Below are 16,375 nucleotides of genomic sequence, written 5' to 3'. Positions count from 1 at the left end.
TCTGGGCATTACCACGACCTATCCTCTGGACCCGACAAATGCGCAAAGGAACAAAAGTTAGCAAAGTTATCATTTCCGCAGATTTTGACTGGATAAAAACCTACATCAACCAAGACATAGAAAATTCATATCACATCAATGACTTTCTTCATGGAAAGCTCGATATCAGAGATTGGAAACCTTCGAAGCGCGCCATTTCCCTTGCCGGTAAATTAATTACCCCTCAGGCATCATCGCCAACCATCAAAAAATTACAGGCGGAAAGCCATGCCCTCGAAATTTTAGCCGAAGCTTTAAAAAGTATCCTCACCACAAAATCGTCCTCATCAAACGTTCATAAGGATGCTTCACAAGAACACAAAGCAAGGATGGTCAGAGAATATATAGAAGACAATGTCCATAAAGGCCTCACCCTCGCCGCAATCTCGACCGCTCTCGCAATGAGCAAAAGCGCACTGCAAAATTCTTTCAAAATCGCGTATGACATGACGATCATGGACTACGTCAGAGAACGTCGTCTCGTCACCGCCCGGGATGCGATTGAACAAGATAACCTAACTATTTCACAAGCAGCCTTTTTGGCCGGGTACAACAGTGCTGCAAATTTTTCGACCGCCTTTAAAAGAGTATTTGGTTTTTCCCCATCCGACCTAACAAGCGAATAAGCAGAGTTACACCACGCCCGATATTTTGCCGGAATTCGTCTGAACATCCGGCATTCTGGCTGTATATTTCAGTTTAGTCCTCCCTTACAATAACGAACAGGGAGTATAGAATTAATGTCGGGTAAAATAGCCATTCTTGGTGCTGGTATTGTTGGTGTTTGCTGCGCAGTCGAACTTATTGAACGCGGGTTTGATGTAACCCTTATCGATAAAAACGATCCAGGCAAAGAAACGTCATACGGCAATGCCGGTGTTATTGCCCGAAGCTCACTCGTTCCCCTTAATCACCCCGGCATATGGAAATCTCTGCCCAAGCTTCTCAGAAACAAGGCGACATCCTTTAGATACAACCCGTACTTTTTAGCTGCCAATACAAACTGGACAGCAAAATTTCTCAAACACGCAAATGATAAAGATTTTTTGTATACGGCAACGGCACTCGACAACCTAATAAAGCTCTCAACAGACAAACACGAACAAAGCGCTTCAAAATTGGACCTTGCAGAGAAATTTAATAAAAAAGGGTGGTTCTATCTTTATCGAACCGACGATGCATTTCGACGAGCCAAAAATCTCCACAATTCATATCAGCAGTATAATATTAAAACTGAAATCATGGATCAGGACAGAATTTTTGAATTGGAACCAAGCTTAACTACCATTTTCAACAAAGGCCTATGGATACAGGATACATATAGCTATTCAGATCCGGGCGCGCTTGTCTCTGCCTATGCCGATTATTTTAAATCCTTGGGCGGAACAATAATAAAATCATTTGCTCAGGGCCTGGAAAAAGTAGATCAGGGTTATCATTTAATACTCAATCAACAACGTTTAAAAGTGGACCAAGTTGTCGTTGCCCTTGGCCCTTGGGCAAAAGATTTTCTTCGAAATTTCGGCTACCAAGTTCCCCTCGCCTTTGAACGGGGATATCACCTGAACTACACGACCTCATCCAACCATCAACTAACTCGGCCTGTGTATGATGTAGAGGGCGGGTATGTGTTAGCTCCGATGAAAGGGGGCGTTCGCTTAACCACTGGCGTAGAATTAACCAGTCACGATGCCCCACCTAACTATAAGCAGATTAAAGCCGCAGAAATATCCGCCAGAGAAGCCTTTCCCTTAAAGAAACCACTCGAAGAAAAACCATGGCTTGGCAGTCGCCCAACCTTGCCCGACTGCAGACCAATAATCGGTTCGGCACCACGACACAATGATCTCTGGCTTGCAATTGGGCATCAACATATTGGTTTTAGCACAGGCCCCGGAACCGCATCTATTCTGGGGGCACTTATATCCGGAGAAAACCCTCCTATAGATGCAAAACCTTTCCGGGCAGAACGATTTATATCATGACCGCTCATAATGAAATACACATAGGCACCTCACCTTTGTGAAACACTGGTTTATAAAAAACAGCAATTAAACAGGGAGTAATCACATGAACTATTTTCATAAGACACTCACAATAGCCACGATATCAGCAACCATGCTTTTATCCACACCAGCATCCTATGCTGCTGATAAATGGGACATGGCTCTTGCCTATTCAGCAACCAACTACCATTCCGAAATTGCGGCTGAATTTGCAGCTGAAGTAACAGCCAAGACATCTGGGGATCTAGAAATTGTTACCCACCCCGGCGGTTCACTGTTTGGAGGATCAGAAATTTTCGGTGCTGTTCGTCGCGGTCTGGCCCCTATTGGCGAACGCCTCATTTCCGCACTCAGCAATGATGACCCACTATACGAAATAGATTCAGTACCCTTCCTTGCTACATCCTTCGCAGATGCGCGCAAGCTTTATGAAGCCTCTAAGCCTGAATTGATAAAGAAACTGGACGAAGCAGGCTTAGTATTCTTATATTCAGCACCTTGGCCTCCTCAGGGATTTTATTCGATAAAAGCGGCCAATTCTCCCGAAGACGTCAAGGGTCTGAAGTTCAGAGCTTATAACGCCACAACATCAAAAGTTGCTGACATGCTCGGCATGGTACCAACCAAAATTGAAGCCGCCGAACTCTCACAGGCGTTTGCAACGGGTGTTGCCCAATCGATGATTTCATCAGGTTCTACAGGTTATGATCGTAAACTTTGGGAACATGTAAGTTTCTTTTATGACGTGCGTGCATGGTTACCCAGAAACATGGTTATCGTGAATAAAAAAGCTTGGAACCGCTTGGATAAAAAAACTCAGGATGTCATTGTTGCAGCAGCAGCAAAAGCAGAAGATAAAGGTTGGGCAAAAGCAGAAGAACTTGCCGACTGGTATCTTGAACAATTCAAGAAAAACGGTATGTCTGTTGAACCTATGACGCCAGAAATGCGTGCTGCTTTTGAAAAAGTTGGCGCTTCACTTAAAGATGAATGGCTGGAAAAAGCCGGGGATAGTGGTAAAAAAATCCTCGCCACTTATAAAGGCGAATAAAATACAGGCCGGCAAAGCTCTTTATGCTTTGTCGGCTCTTCGTCTGTCCGGAATCAACAAGGAGCTTCTCTTGAAAAATCTATCTAAGTCACTCGACAAGTTCTACTTGGCAGGTGCCTGGGTATCAGGTGCATTACTCCTTATTCTTTGTATTCTTATACTTTACAGCATTCTGGCCCGTATATTAGGGCTATTTGCCGGCGGCGCAACTGATGTCGCGGGCTATGTAATGGCTGGCAGTACCTTCCTCGCACTCGCCTACACATTTAGAAACAATGGACACATACGCATTCTGCTGGTTATCCAACAGGCAAAAGGAGCCACACGCCTGTTAATCGAACGCCTCGCCCTTGGCTTCATGACAATCGTTACCAGTTACCTGACTTTTTATACAGTTTGCTTAGTGCTTGATTCCTTAGAATATGAAGAAAGAAGTGAAGGTGCAGACGCAATACTATTATGGATACCACAAATCCCTATGGCTATTGGCGCAGCAATTTTCACACTCTCCGTGATACATACCTTTGTTGAATCAATTGCTTGCCCAGAAATAGAACATATCAAAGAATTAGATCAAGAGGTGCAAAACGAGGTATGAGTGAAGCAATTTCCATCATCGTATTTCTAAGCGTTCTCTTTTTCCTACTCGGCTCTGGCATATGGATTGGCGCCTCATTATTGGCAACAGCAGTCATCGGCATGTTCCTCTTCACCTCTACCCCAGTTGGTGATGCTATGGCCCTTACCATTTGGGGAGACCAATCATCTTGGACATTAACCGCTCTTCCTCTGTTCATCTGGATGGGCGAGATCCTTTTCAGAACAAAACTCTCTGAAACCCTATTTCGGGGATTGGCCCCATTAATGGGAAAACTACCCGGCGGTCTATTACATGTAAACGTTGGCGCATCGGCCATTTTTGCCGCGATTTCAGGTTCGTCCGCAGCAACCGTTGCTACCGTTGGGAAAATGTCTATCCCCGAACTCAGCAAAAGAAAATATCCCGAAAAATTAATCATTGGCACTCTTTCTGGCGCTGGCACCTTAGGGTTATTAATACCACCATCAATATCTATGATCATCTATGGTGTGACCGTTAATGAATCTATCGCCAAATTGTTTATGGCGAGCATGATCCCCGGCTTGGCACTTGCCGTGTGCTTTATGACCTATATCGCAATATGGGGTTTGATGAATAAAGATGCCGTAACCAAAACACCCAGTTTAATACTATCCGAAAAAATAAAGGCACTCTTTGACCTATTGCCAGTACTTATGCTGATTTCGGGTGTCATTGGTTCTATTTACTCAGGTATAGCGACGGCAACTGAAGCTGCAGCACTTGGTGTCTTAGGATCAATCATTCTTTCAATTGCTCAGGGTACACTTAGTAAAAACAGTTTTATAGAATCAATTCTGGGGGCTGTTAAAACATCCTCCATGATTATGTTTATCCTCATGGGATCGAGTTTTCTTGCCCTAACAATGGGCTTTACCGGAATTCCCAAAGCACTAGCGGTTACGATCGTAAATTGGGAATTATCTCCTTTCTCACTTATTGCCATCCTCACCATTTTTTACATTCTTCTTGGCATGTTTTTGGATGGTATCTCCTCTATTGTTCTAACCATGGCCGTTATTGAACCTATGGTTCGAGCAGCAGGGTTTGATATGCTATGGTTTGGCGTTTACCTAATGATTGTAGTTGAGATGGCGCAAATCACACCGCCGGTCGGCTTTAATCTATTTGTTCTACAGGGAATGACCGGGCGCGATATTGGATATATAGCAAAAGCCTCTATGCCAATGTTTTTTGTCATGTGTGCTTTTATTGGCATTTTGGTCTTGATACCTGAACTCGCGACTTGGCTGCCCAGCGTATTATAACAAGCCAACCAAACCATAAATCAATCCACCTCAAGAACTGGAGGCAAATACTCTCTCGTGAAGACTTCAAGACGATGACGATAATTTTGGTCAAAATCATCACATCTGCCAAAATGGTTCAAAAGAGTATCGACCGCCCGCTTTGCGTAGTCTTCCGGGCTATATTCAATTACGGCGTCGAGAACACCATCACGCAATAAAGGTCGCGTTCTTCTATTTACTCCATGAGCAACAATAACCGTATCTTGCAGAACCTTTTCGTCTTTCAGCTTCTGGATCATAGGAATATTCCAAGATGAAATGTTATAAACCCCTGAAAAGGGTCCATTTTCTGCAATATAATCAGACGCTTTTTTAAAATCTTTGGCATCACCATGATTACATTCCAAAACATCACTGGCAGATAGGCGCGGATACCGTTCCGCAACAACCTGCCGCAAACCAACCTCACGATCTAGATGTGCCGTGTATCTTTGTAACCTCGTAAGAATAAGAACTCTGCCGATAGATTCTGGAATGAAACGACCAATCAAATCACCAGCAAGCTTTCCGGCCTGCTTATTTCCGCTTCCGGCATAGTAGGTCCGGCCTGAATTTGGTAAGTCAGAGATCAACGTAACGACAGGGACTTCACGACAGATAGGGTTAAGTGCATCACTAATAATTGGATGGTCATAGGCCAACAGAATAACCCCATCGAAACCCCGTTGGATGGATTCAATCCTAGAAGCTATATCTTTTGGCTCCTGAGATGAAAAATAGTGGAAACTACAGGTAAATCCTTTGTTATCATGTAAAGACTGGTGATCTAAAATAGCTCGCTGTATTCGTGCATATATATCTCTATCCGGTCTATTCATCAGCACAGAAAAGCGAAGTGTTTGTCGTGGTAGCTGGTCAAGATTACGATTAATACGTAACTTACGTGCTGCATTCAGAACCTTTGTTTCAAGCTCCTCACGAACACCACCTCGTCCATTCAAAACGCGATCCACAGTTGCCGAAGAAACCCCAGCTAAAGCCGCGACCTCAGTTAAAGAAGATCGTTTTTGAGAAGATCTCTTTATCATATACATTCCAATTTTTGTCTAAGGCCATTCAAAATTGATTTAATTCAATCTTTATTCTGATGGTTTTCAATCAATATTTCAATAGCTGTTCAGTATACTCCATGCCATTTTCATTTCACAAAATTGAGCCCACCAAGGAAGCTCACCCAGGGAGTTAACATATGCACACCAGCCATTTGAGAGACGATCTTGATCGTGAGATTATTTTTCACCTTCAAGAAAATGCTCGATTATCAACAAGTTATATTGCAAAGAAACTTAACGTTGCCCGTTCAACTGTATATGAGAGGATCACAAGGCTTGAACGTGAAGGAGTTATCGAAGGCTACACTGCCATTATAAAACAAGACCCAAGAACTCGACCGATCAGTGCACTCGTTTCGCTAGAGTTAAAACGTAATTATCTTTCACAAATCATTACTGATTTACAGAGATACCCAGAAGTAAAAAGCTGTAGTGCAATAACCGGTAATTTTGATCTTTTTTGCACAGTCGAAGCGCCTCTTCTTGAAGATATAGATGCTTTGCTCGAAGAAATATCAGACTTACCATATATCACCAGAATAAGTTCGAACGTAATTCTAGCCAATAAATTTGACCGTACCGGCACAACTCCTAATAATACCAAACAACCATACTTACGGGCTGTCGGGACCTAATTACATATGGACCCGATTTCCATAATTTAAGAGCATCTCACTGTCCATGCCTCATTGCCAAAAACCCTCTCCTCTCGCAATCGGCGTCCTGATGCTGGATACCGAATTTGAACGTATCAAAGGCGATATCGGTAATCCCAATACCTTTGACTTTCCAGTAATTTTTAAAACTATTAAGTCTGCAACAGCAGACAAAGTCGTAACCAATGCCAATAAGGCACGAGACTTACTCCCTCTTTTCATACAAGGAGCCCAGGAGCTTGAAAAACAAGGGGTGAAAGCAATCGCGACCAGCTGCGGTTTTCTTACAATCGTTCAATCAGAACTAACAGAAGCCGTATCCGTTCCAGTCGTTACATCCAGCTTACTTCTCATTCCTTTAATCTCAACCGTTTTGGGTTCTAAAAGAAAGATTGGAATAATTACCGCCGACAGCAACTCTCTTTCAGCGCAGCATCTTCTTGCAATAGGTATTGATGATCGATTTCCTGTCCATATCAAAGGACTAGAAAACTCCAGAGTTTTTGTTGATTCAATTTTATCTCCGAATGCGAACTGTCGACTTGACCCACAGAAAATAGAGCAGGACCTGTTAGATCTCGCTGAAAGCTTTTGTCAAAACCACCCCGCAATTGGAGTAATCATTCTTGAATGTACAAATTTACAGCCCTATGCCCACAATTTAAGACGTAAAATAAACAGGCCCGTTTATGGTATTGTTGACCTTATTAACTTCATCAACAAAGGCCTCCCATAATAAAGGCACAGCATACAATAGGCGATGCCTTTTAATACATAACTGATCTATGGCACTTCTTTTTTAAGAGCTTTGATCCAAGGCATGGCCCAGCGCGACCACTAAGGTTAAAGCCAATGTCATGGTCGCAGAGAGAGATCTGAAAGCATGCACCTCAACTTCTTCGACCTCTAGACAGACGTCGGAATGTTGCGCCAAAGGACTAAGAACACCGTCACTTATTGAAACAACAGGAATACCTTTTCCCCTTGTCTCTTTCACAAGCTGGACAACATCAGATGCATAGCTTTTAAAACTAATCGCCAGCAAGGCATCTCCTTTGCGCATAGAACGTGCCTGTTCCAAAAACATCCCACCATTTCCATCGATCAGAACACAGCGTTTATCTAAATGTGCTAAAGCGTAGGCCAAATAACTCGCTATTGGAAAAGATCTGCGCTGCGCTGATAAATATACGACATCAGCCTTTGCTAAAATATCAACCGTCTGCTCCAGCCTTTCAGGGCTAATCACATCACGAAGGTTACTTAATGCAGCAATACCGCCATCAATAAAATCATCCAATACGATGCTGGAAGCATTGGATTGATGAACACTATCCCTACCCAAAGAACGAATACGCTCTTTATAGTTTGAGCCATTCTCGACCAAGTGAGATCGAAAAACCTTTTGCATTTCACTAAAGCCAGTGTACCCGAAAGCTTTAGCAAACCGGATAAGGCTAGAAGGCTGGACAGCAGCACGCTCAGCAATAGCTGAAACCGTTTCCAGCGCCATATCATTGGGATTATCCAATGCATACTCCGCGATCTGTTTTAGCCGCTTACTCAGCTCATCATGGCGAGAAGCCAACTCATCTCTCAAAGCTTCATAGGTGCGGGGCGCAGTCATCAAAGAACCTTTCATTTTTATTCTTCATAACAGACCCACACAAAAATGGAATATAAATTCTACATAAGGAATAAATGATACTCTTTCTCGCAACATCCACGCTTCGAAACAACACGCATTACGCGAAGGAGCTTTTAAACAAAGGACTTAATCATCACATAGTCACAACCGATCAAAGAACGATCCTCGTCTCTGACAATTGCTTAATTTAGAAAATATATTCCAATAATAATTTTATTGAAATTTTTCTTTCATTTCTTTTTATCCCCACCTATCATCACAGCAAGGACAAAGATTCTTAATCGGGTCTTTGAACCAAATTGTGCGTTAACTTGCACAAGACAAAGCAAGAGGAATAACCTCAAAAAAAGACCAAAAAGGGAGGTCACGGGATGACTAAAAAGAATATAGCATTTGGGTTCGCCGTTGCAGCACTGTGCGCAGTATCTGCTGTTTCAGCGCAAGCAAAAGAGAAATTGAATGTTCTCTGCGCGGCGGATGAAGAATGGTGTAACCTTATGAAATCAACGTTCGAAAAAGAGTCTGGCGTTGATGTATCTATGGTACGCAAAAGCTCGGGCGAGATCTTCGCGCACATTAAAGCCGAAGCACGAAACCCCAAGGTTGACGTATGGTGGGGCGGTACAGGCGACCCACATCTACAAGCAGCTGCAGAAGACCTAACCACACCCTATAAATCAGAACAAATTGATAACCTTCTTGAGTGGGCGCAAAACCAAGCTAAACAAGGAGATTACAAAACAGTTGGAATTTATGCTGGGGCCCTTGGCATTGGTTACAACGAAGAACTCTTAAAAGAAAAAGGGCTTCCGGCACCAAAATGTTGGGCTGATCTAACAAACCCCGCCTACAAAGGTGAGATACAGATGGCAAATCCAAACTCATCGGGGACAGCTTACACAACACTTGCAACCGTTGTGCAGCTTTTTGGCGAAGAAAAAGGCTTTGAATTTCTGGCAGGACTTCACGCAAACATAAACCAATACACAAAATCAGGGTCGGCCCCTATTAAAGCCTCGGCGCGAGGGGAAACCACACTCGCGATTACCTTCATGCATGACATGGTCAAGCAGGTCAAAAAAGGCTTCCCAATCAAGGTTGTCGCCCCATGTGAAGGTACTGGTTACGAAGTCGGGTCCATGAGCATCATCAAAGGTGCCCGTAATCTGGACAATGCGAAAAAATTCGCAGAATTTGCGCTTCGTCCAGACGTACAGTCTTTGGCTGAGCAAGCAAAAGCCTATCAAGTTCCGTCAAACTCAGGATCTTCCGTTCCCGAAGGCGCACCAAAGCTCACAGAGATCAAATTGATCAACTATGACTTTGCTACATACGGTTCAAGCGAGACACGAAAACGTCTCCTAAAGCGTTGGGATGACGAAATTAAATCTCTGCCACGCTAATCCATAAGCGTCATTTGAGATAAAGAGGAAAGATTCGTGCGTACATCATTTTTTCCGTGGCTTGTTTTGGGCTGGATTGGCTTTGCCATACTCCCTTGGTATGCCCTTGAAGATGGCTTTTGGGCATTTGAATGGCTTATCGATGGCTATCCCTTTGATAGTGATTATGCCCCGGCGCTGCTTCAGATCTTTCAGGGTAAGGAATGGTTACTACCACTTATCTTTCCTCTTCTCTTCCCCCTATGGATTATTCGCAAAATCAAAAGCGATCCCAAATATGCTTCAACCCTGATTATATCCGGCGGATTTGGCCTCGCCTATCTGCTTGGACAAGGCTTTAGCATCGGCATAGGTGGCTGGGAATTCAGTACGTTAGAAAGTATGTTTGGCATACTGGAAACGCGCCAATTTGGGATGGGGTACGGAGCTCTCCTCGCCGCGGGGTCTTTTCTCATACTTTTAACCACAGGGCTGGCCGCAGCCGGAAACCTGCGGGGCGATGTATTTGTCACATCAGCGATTGGAATCGTTGTCGCCCTTGTCGCTACATTTGTTTTTTTACCCGTCGGGAAAATTCTGGTTTCGGCCTTTGTAAATGAAGAAGGCTTCTACGCTCTCAGTACCTTTACAAACAACTTTTTTACCAAGAAAATATGGGGCCTTGAATGCCTGAGCTCCAGCGTCTCTTGCGGTGTTGGGTTAAACTCGTTCTTTCTTGCTATTTTAACAGCGACATCAACGACCCTACTGGGACTTGGCTTTGCATTGGTCGCAACCAGAACCGATTTCCGCTGGAAAAAATCTCTTAGGGTTCTCACTATCCTACCGATCATTACGCCGCCTTTCGTCATTGGCCTTGCGCTCATCCTGCTTTTGGGGCGCTCTGGGACGATCACACAATTTGTTGCGGACCTTCTAAATATCGAAGCTGGGCGTTGGCTTTACGGTTTGCCCGGCATCTGGCTGGCGCAAACGCTTTCCTTCACGCCTATCGCCTTTCTTGTCCTGATCGGTGTGGTAGAAGGTGTCAGCCCTTCAATGGAAGAAGCATCCCAAACACTTGGCGCCAGTCGATGGCATACCTTCAAACAGGTCTCTCTTCCCCTAATGCGTCCGGGTATTGCCAATGCCTTTTTGATCGGCTTTATCGAAAGTATGGCTGATTTTGGTAACCCCATGGTGCTTGGCGGTAACTACGATGTTCTATCCACAGAGATCTTCTTTGCGATTGTCGGCGCCCAAAATGACCAAAGCATGGCCGCCGCTCTTGCCATAATACTTCTGATGTTCACACTCAGCGCTTTCTTTACACAGCGCGTATGGCTTGGGAACAAATCTTACACCACAGTCGCGGGTAAAGCTGATTCAGGCATTCATGCAGGAATGAACCCGCTGTTACGCCGGGTATGCCTGTGCGTCACTATTCCTTGGGCACTCTTTACAATCGTCATTTACGGCACAGTTCTCTTTGGTGGTTTTGTTGTGAACTGGGGACGCGATAACAGTTTCACTTTGCGACATTACGCAGATGGTTTTGGCGTTGGCTGGAACGACGGCAGCTTGGTATGGGAAGGTGCCGCTTGGGATTCTTTTTGGACGACAATTACGATTTCAGCAATCGCGGCACCCCTTACCGCCGCGCTGGGTCTTCTGACCGCCTACCTTTTGGTCCGCCAGAAATTCAGTGGGAAAAACATCTTTGAATTCGGTACGATGTTAAGCTTTGCGATCCCCGGAACGGTTATCGGTGTCAGCTATATTCTCGCTTTCAACGTCCCCCCCTTTGAATTGACCGGAACGGCCGCAATTCTTGTTCTTTGTTTTATGTTCAGAAATATGCCTGTCGGTGTTCGTGGCGGAATTGCAGCCATGAGCCAACTCGATAAAAGTCTGGACGAAGCTTCTCTCACACTTGGGGCAAACAGTTTTACAACATTGCGGAAAGTTATACTCCCGCTATTACGTCCAGCGATTGTTGCCGCCTTGGTATACAGCTTTGTTAGGGCGATCACCTCGGTCAGTGCTGTTATTTTCCTCGTCAGCGCAGATCATAACATGGCAACGTCCTATATCATCGGCCTCGTGGAAAATGGCGAATATGGTATCGCCATTGCCTATTCTTCTGTTCTGATTTTTGTGATGTTAACGGCAATCCTGCTCGTTCAAAAAGTCATTGGCGAACGTAAACTTCGCAGAGCCGACAGGCTGGCACCACAATCTAAAAATTCAAAACCATCAACTAATTCTGCCGCGATGGAGAAACAAGCATGAGTCTGCACCTAAAAGCAGGATCCGTTACCTTCGAAAATGTCACGAAAAAATACGGTGCCGTTACAGCAATTGATAATGTGTCCTTTTCGATTGAACCCGGTCACCTCGTTACCCTTTTAGGGCCGAGTGGTTGCGGAAAAACCACCACCTTGCGCATGATTGCCGGGCTGGAACATGCCTCTTCCGGGCGGATTTTAATCGGCGGAAAAGATGTGACAAGCCTTCCTGCCACAGATCGTGATGTCAGTATGGTTTTTCAATCTTATGCCCTCTTCCCCCATATGACAGTGGGCGAAAACGTGGCTTATGGATTGACTGTTAGTGGATTTAAAAAAGCCGAAGCAACAGAACGTGCAGAAGAAGGCTTGGCGCTAGTTGGTCTTGCGGGCTATGCATCACGCCTACCAAGTGAGCTTTCCGGTGGACAGCAACAAAGGGTCGCCGTTGCACGCGCTCTTGTTCTAGAACCTGAAGTATTGCTCCTTGATGAACCTCTATCAAATCTGGATGCTAAACTTCGCCGTAAAGTACGCGAAGAAATAAGGGATCTACAACAGAACCTTGGCTTAACCGCCGTGTACGTCACACATGATCAAGAAGAAGCCCTCGCCGTTTCTGATCGTATTATTGTCATGAATAGATCTGTTATTGCCCAAGAAGGCACACCGAGAGAACTGTATGAAGCCCCTTCATCAGCTTTTATCGCTGACTTTATTGGCGATGCAAATCTAATCGCGGGTGAAGTAATCAATGCAGACCACGAAAAAGCCAAGGTTCGCATAGATAGTGTCGAATACGACCTCCCAAGCCGTGGCTTAGGGCGTGGGTCGGCGCAAATTGCGATACGCCCCGATTCAATATTACTGGAACCTGCCCCACAATCTTCCGGGCAATCTTCTGAGGGGGCTAATCAGGTTGGTATCAAGGGAAGCGTCACGCATGCCACCTATTTAGGCAACCAAATGCACTATTCCGTCGACAGCTCTTTGGGTGAATTGTTTGTCGTTGATTATCGCATTGATAATGCCATCAAGGCTGGAAGCGATATTTCTATAACCTTTGCAACCAAAGGCATGGCACTAATAGCCCCATAAGCATCGCACAGAAAACACCCCTCCCAAACAGCCGTATTAGGCATAAATCTCTAAGGACTCTATTGTGTTTCTCACCTATCAGAACCTTTCCCACGAAGATAAGAATGAAATTGATCAAAGGTTCCTTCACGGCAAGGAAATGATCAAAGAAGCAGGCATAATTGCCCTTGATTATTTCAATCGCCGGGATGAACTAATTATAGAAACAAAAACGGATCCACAGGATGTTGTCAGCATTGCAGATCAGAATGTCGAGAAGATTATCCGTGACCTGACACGAAAGAAATTTCCGAATGACGGCTATCTTGGTGAAGAACACGGACAGGAAAAGGGGAGTAACGATTATCTCTGGGTGATCGATCCCATCGATGGTACTGCGTGCTTCCTGACAGGAATGTATGCTTGGTGTATTTCCGTCGCCCTGATGAAAGGGGACAAAATCGTCGCAGGTTTTGTGTACGACCCCAACACCGATGAACTTTTCTCCGCCCTAACCGGGAACGGCGCGCACTTAAATAATCAAAAAATTGAAACTCAAAATATTAATTCCGTTACCCAAGGGGTAATGGGATTGGGAACATCCCATCGCATCCCACCGTCACAACTATTACCATTTCTCGACAACCTGCTTTCAGCAGGCGGCATGTTTATCCGCAATGGTTCCTGTGCTTTGATGATGTCATATGTCGCATCTGGTCGTTTGATTGGTTACTACGAACCTCACATTAACCCATGGGATTGTCTGGCGGGTATTATTCTTATCGAAGAAGCTGGTGGATGGTCATCACCTTTTCTTGAGAACGACGGCTTGAACAAAGGAAATCCCATTCTCTCATCAGCTCGCGGAGTTGCCGAAGACTTGCAAAAAATGACAGGTCTTGCGTGACTAACCATAGAGCATAATTGATCTCTGAAATTCTTTCGAGTTCACACAAAAAAGCAGAGGGCGCGTTTCGCATCCTCTGCTTTTTTAGATCAAACTCTGTCGCCGACTAGACCAGTGAAACGGGCACGCCAGTCTTCAGAGATTCTGTTGCCGCATCGGCCAAGGCCTGTGCCATGAGGCCATCGTACCCACTTGGCGAAGGCTGTATGCCCTGTTCTACGACATCGATGAAGGCATTGAGTTCATCGCGATACGCAGCCATATAGCGTTCCAAAAAGAAATGCTGAACAGGATCAGCTTTAAAGCCAGCTGATGTTGCGACTTCTACAGTTGTTTCATGAACATTACCTGCGCGGAGCATACCTTTTGATCCATGGACTTCCACGCGCTGGTCGTACCCATAGGTTGCCCGGCGTGAATTGGATATCTGACAAACCTTACCACTTGCAGTTTTCAGCACAGCCAACGCGGTATCCACATCCCCTGCATCGCCGATAGCCGGATCAACCAACGCCGACCCCGTGGCATATATTGAAACAGGTTCTTCCCCCAACAGGAACCGCGCCATATCAAGATCATGAATCATCATGTCCCGGAACAAACCACCGGATCGTTCAATATAAGAAACTGGCGGCGGAGAAGGATCTCTGGATTGAATGGTTACGATTTCAACATCACCGATTTCACCGTCTGATAACCGACGCTGTAATGACGCAAAATTCGGGTCAAAACGACGATTAAAGCCAATCATCAATGACTGGTTACAGCTTTCAACAACCTTTAAACAAGACCGTATTCTGTCCGCATCCATATCTACAGGTTTTTCACAAAAAACGGCTTTACCAGCACGCGCACCTGCTTCGATGAAATCAGCATGTGTATCCGTTGAAGACGCAACAAAAACAGCCTGAATATCATCTCGGGCCAGCATATCTTTGACGGATGAAATTTCGGCACCCGTTTTTGCCGACAAAGATTCTGCTGCTTCGGCAAAAGCATCTGAAACCGTCACCAATTTTGCCCGTGTATTTGCCACGATATTATCTGCGTGAAGCTGTCCAATCCGACCAGCACCAATTAATCCAAACCCAACCAAAAGAGCCTCCAAAGGAATACATATTCTGAATTGACTTAAATATAGAATATGTGTTTCATTGTCACAAGAAGAAGATGTGAAAGAAACCGTTTTTCAAATCCTAGATATGAAAAGGGAAGCTTTTTTCACGCTATAATAAAGATCAAAAGTCCGCGTATTATACAATAATCGGATAGGTCTAAGTGCCCGCAAGTAGACCAGCAAGAAGAAACGACAAAAAATATGACTAAGCAACAAGATCTCGACGTAATTACCATTGGCCGTGCCTCTGTCGATCTCTACGGTCAACAAATTGGTGGACGTTTGGAAGATATGGCGAGTTTCGCAAAATCTGTCGGCGGCTGTCCGGCAAACATCGCCATTGGCACCTCAAGATTAGGATTGCAATCCGGTTTTATCACACGGGTCGGTGACGAACAGATGGGGCGTTATATCCGAGAACAAATGGCACGCGAAGCCGTTGCAACAGACGGCATTATCACAGACAAAGAACGCTTGACGGCATTGGTGTTGCTGGGCGTCAGGGATGAAGACACCTTTCCCTTAATTTTCTACCGTGAAAATTGCGCCGATATGGCCTTATGTGAAGAAGATATAGATCCCGATTTTATAAAAAAATCTCAATCGGTTCTCATTAGTGGCACGCACTTGTCAAAAGCAAATGTACTTGCCGCAAGCAAAAAAGCAGTCTCGATCGCAAAATCTGCAGGACGCAAAGTTATTCTCGATATCGATTACCGCCCCAATCTTTGGGGGTTGGCAGGCCACGAAGCAGGCGAAGAACGTTTTATCAAATCAGATCTCGTGACCACCCATCTTCAATCTGTTTTAGCTGATTGTGATCTGATTGTTGGTACCGAAGAAGAAGTTCACATTGCTGGTGGCACCGAAAACACACTCGAAGCCTTAAAAAAGATCCGCTCCCTTTCCTCCGCCGTTATTGTTCTCAAACGTGGTCCAATGGGTTGTATCGTTTACCCTGATGCGATACCGACAAATTTGGAAGAAGGTATCACGGGTCCCGGCTTCCCCGTAGAGGTATACAATGTGCTGGGGGCTGGCGACGCTTTTATGTCTGGATTTTTACGAGGGTGGCTTACCGGCGAAAATTATGAGACTTGCGCCAAATGGGCCAACGCTTGTGGTGCCTTTGCCGTTTCTCGTCTGCTCTGTTCCCCGGAAATCCCAACTTGGGATGAATTACAGTATTTTCTGAAAGCTGGAAGTAACCATCGCGCATTGCG

Annotated in this window: 15 protein-coding genes; 12 read left to right on the top strand and 3 right to left on the bottom strand. The window is 44.9% G+C overall.

Features of this window, described 5'->3' with window-relative positions:
- From Q0241_RS01265 to Q0241_RS01245, 5 genes are all read left to right on the top strand, one after another.
- A partial coding sequence (locus Q0241_RS01265; RefSeq protein ID WP_299371829.1) for an AraC family transcriptional regulator occupies positions 1-665 on the top strand: 665 nt, incomplete at its 5' end.
- Between the two features lie 114 nt (positions 666-779).
- A complete protein-coding gene (locus Q0241_RS01260) occupies positions 780-2,024 on the top strand; it encodes an FAD-binding oxidoreductase (RefSeq protein WP_299371826.1) in 1,245 nt (414 codons plus the stop codon).
- Positions 2,025-2,109: 85 nt separating this feature from the next.
- Positions 2,110-3,096: a TRAP transporter substrate-binding protein gene (locus tag Q0241_RS01255; protein ID WP_299371823.1), complete on the top strand. Its 987-nt coding sequence runs from the start codon at positions 2,110-2,112 to the stop codon at positions 3,094-3,096.
- Positions 3,097-3,166: 70 nt separating this feature from the next.
- The gene (locus tag Q0241_RS01250; protein ID WP_299371821.1) at positions 3,167-3,694 is read left to right on the top strand and encodes a TRAP transporter small permease subunit; all 528 of its coding nucleotides are present in this window, start codon (positions 3,167-3,169) and stop codon (positions 3,692-3,694) included.
- Positions 3,691-4,983 (top strand): TRAP transporter large permease subunit, encoded by a 1,293-nt coding sequence (locus Q0241_RS01245; protein ID WP_299371820.1) that lies wholly within the window; start codon positions 3,691-3,693, stop codon positions 4,981-4,983. The genes Q0241_RS01250 and Q0241_RS01245 overlap by 4 nt, the downstream gene beginning before the upstream one ends.
- Positions 4,984-5,003: 20 nt before the next feature.
- On the opposite strand, the gene Q0241_RS01240 is transcribed toward Q0241_RS01245, so the two are convergent.
- Positions 5,004-6,053, bottom strand: coding sequence for a LacI family DNA-binding transcriptional regulator (locus Q0241_RS01240; RefSeq protein ID WP_299371819.1), 1,050 nt, complete (start codon positions 6,051-6,053; stop codon positions 5,004-5,006).
- Positions 6,054-6,214: 161 nt separating this feature from the next.
- On the opposite strand from Q0241_RS01240, the gene Q0241_RS01235 reads away from it, so the two are divergent.
- Both Q0241_RS01235 and Q0241_RS01230 read left to right on the top strand, forming a co-directional pair.
- A complete protein-coding gene (locus tag Q0241_RS01235) occupies positions 6,215-6,712 on the top strand; it encodes an Lrp/AsnC family transcriptional regulator (protein ID WP_299371818.1) in 498 nt (165 codons plus the stop codon).
- Between the two features lie 46 nt (positions 6,713-6,758).
- Entirely contained in the window at positions 6,759-7,469 is a 711-nt protein-coding gene (locus Q0241_RS01230; RefSeq protein ID WP_299371817.1) for an aspartate/glutamate racemase family protein, read from the top strand.
- Between the two features lie 63 nt (positions 7,470-7,532).
- On the opposite strand, the gene Q0241_RS01225 is transcribed toward Q0241_RS01230, so the two are convergent.
- On the bottom strand, positions 7,533-8,375 hold the full coding sequence (locus Q0241_RS01225) for a MurR/RpiR family transcriptional regulator (protein WP_299371815.1): 843 nt from the start codon (positions 8,373-8,375) through the stop codon (positions 7,533-7,535).
- 377 nt (positions 8,376-8,752) lie between these two features.
- Here Q0241_RS01225 and Q0241_RS01220 point away from each other — a divergent pair, with 377 nt between their 5' ends.
- The 4 genes from Q0241_RS01220 to Q0241_RS01205 all read left to right on the top strand — a co-directional run bounded on the left by Q0241_RS01220 (position 8,753) and on the right by Q0241_RS01205 (position 14,035).
- Positions 8,753-9,784, top strand: a complete 1,032-nt coding sequence (locus Q0241_RS01220; protein ID WP_299371813.1) for an ABC transporter substrate-binding protein — start codon at positions 8,753-8,755, stop codon at positions 9,782-9,784.
- A gap of 36 nt (positions 9,785-9,820) precedes the next feature.
- Positions 9,821-12,055, top strand: a complete 2,235-nt coding sequence (locus tag Q0241_RS01215; RefSeq protein WP_299371811.1) for an iron ABC transporter permease — start codon at positions 9,821-9,823, stop codon at positions 12,053-12,055.
- A complete protein-coding gene (locus Q0241_RS01210; protein ID WP_299371809.1) occupies positions 12,052-13,149 on the top strand; it encodes an ABC transporter ATP-binding protein in 1,098 nt (365 codons plus the stop codon). Before Q0241_RS01215 ends, Q0241_RS01210 begins: the two co-directional genes overlap by 4 nt.
- Positions 13,150-13,213: 64 nt before the next feature.
- Positions 13,214-14,035: an inositol monophosphatase gene (locus Q0241_RS01205; protein ID WP_299371807.1), complete on the top strand. Its 822-nt coding sequence runs from the start codon at positions 13,214-13,216 to the stop codon at positions 14,033-14,035.
- Between the two features lie 106 nt (positions 14,036-14,141).
- On the opposite strand, the gene iolG is transcribed toward Q0241_RS01205, so the two are convergent.
- Positions 14,142-15,131 (bottom strand): inositol 2-dehydrogenase, encoded by a 990-nt coding sequence (gene iolG / locus Q0241_RS01200; RefSeq protein ID WP_299371805.1) that lies wholly within the window; start codon positions 15,129-15,131, stop codon positions 14,142-14,144.
- 222 nt (positions 15,132-15,353) lie between these two features.
- Between iolG and iolC the strand changes: the two genes are divergently transcribed.
- Positions 15,354-16,375 (top strand): 5-dehydro-2-deoxygluconokinase (iolC, locus tag Q0241_RS01195; RefSeq protein WP_299371803.1); only part of this gene is annotated, 1,022 nt, incomplete at its 3' end.

The sequence above is a fragment of the uncultured Kiloniella sp. genome (assembly GCF_937128705.1).
In the GTDB taxonomy this organism is placed as follows: Bacteria; Pseudomonadota; Alphaproteobacteria; order Kiloniellales; family Kiloniellaceae; genus Kiloniella.
Note: the sequence above shows the minus strand (reverse complement) of the source record. Positions and strands in the feature narration are given on the sequence as shown.

Coding starts and splice junctions, on each gene's coding strand:
- Q0241_RS01260 (WP_299371826.1), top strand. CDS start 780: ATGTCGGGTAAAATAGCCATTCTTGGTGCTGGTATTGTTGGTGTTTGC.
- Q0241_RS01255 (WP_299371823.1), top strand. CDS start 2,110: ATGAACTATTTTCATAAGACACTCACAATAGCCACGATATCAGCAACC.
- Q0241_RS01245 (WP_299371820.1), top strand. CDS start 3,691: ATGAGTGAAGCAATTTCCATCATCGTATTTCTAAGCGTTCTCTTTTTC.
- Q0241_RS01240 (WP_299371819.1), bottom strand. CDS start 6,053: ATGATAAAGAGATCTTCTCAAAAACGATCTTCTTTAACTGAGGTCGCG.
- Q0241_RS01235 (WP_299371818.1), top strand. CDS start 6,215: ATGCACACCAGCCATTTGAGAGACGATCTTGATCGTGAGATTATTTTT.
- Q0241_RS01230 (WP_299371817.1), top strand. CDS start 6,759: ATGCCTCATTGCCAAAAACCCTCTCCTCTCGCAATCGGCGTCCTGATG.
- Q0241_RS01225 (WP_299371815.1), bottom strand. CDS start 8,375: ATGAAAGGTTCTTTGATGACTGCGCCCCGCACCTATGAAGCTTTGAGA.
- Q0241_RS01220 (WP_299371813.1), top strand. CDS start 8,753: ATGACTAAAAAGAATATAGCATTTGGGTTCGCCGTTGCAGCACTGTGC.
- Q0241_RS01210 (WP_299371809.1), top strand. CDS start 12,052: ATGAGTCTGCACCTAAAAGCAGGATCCGTTACCTTCGAAAATGTCACG.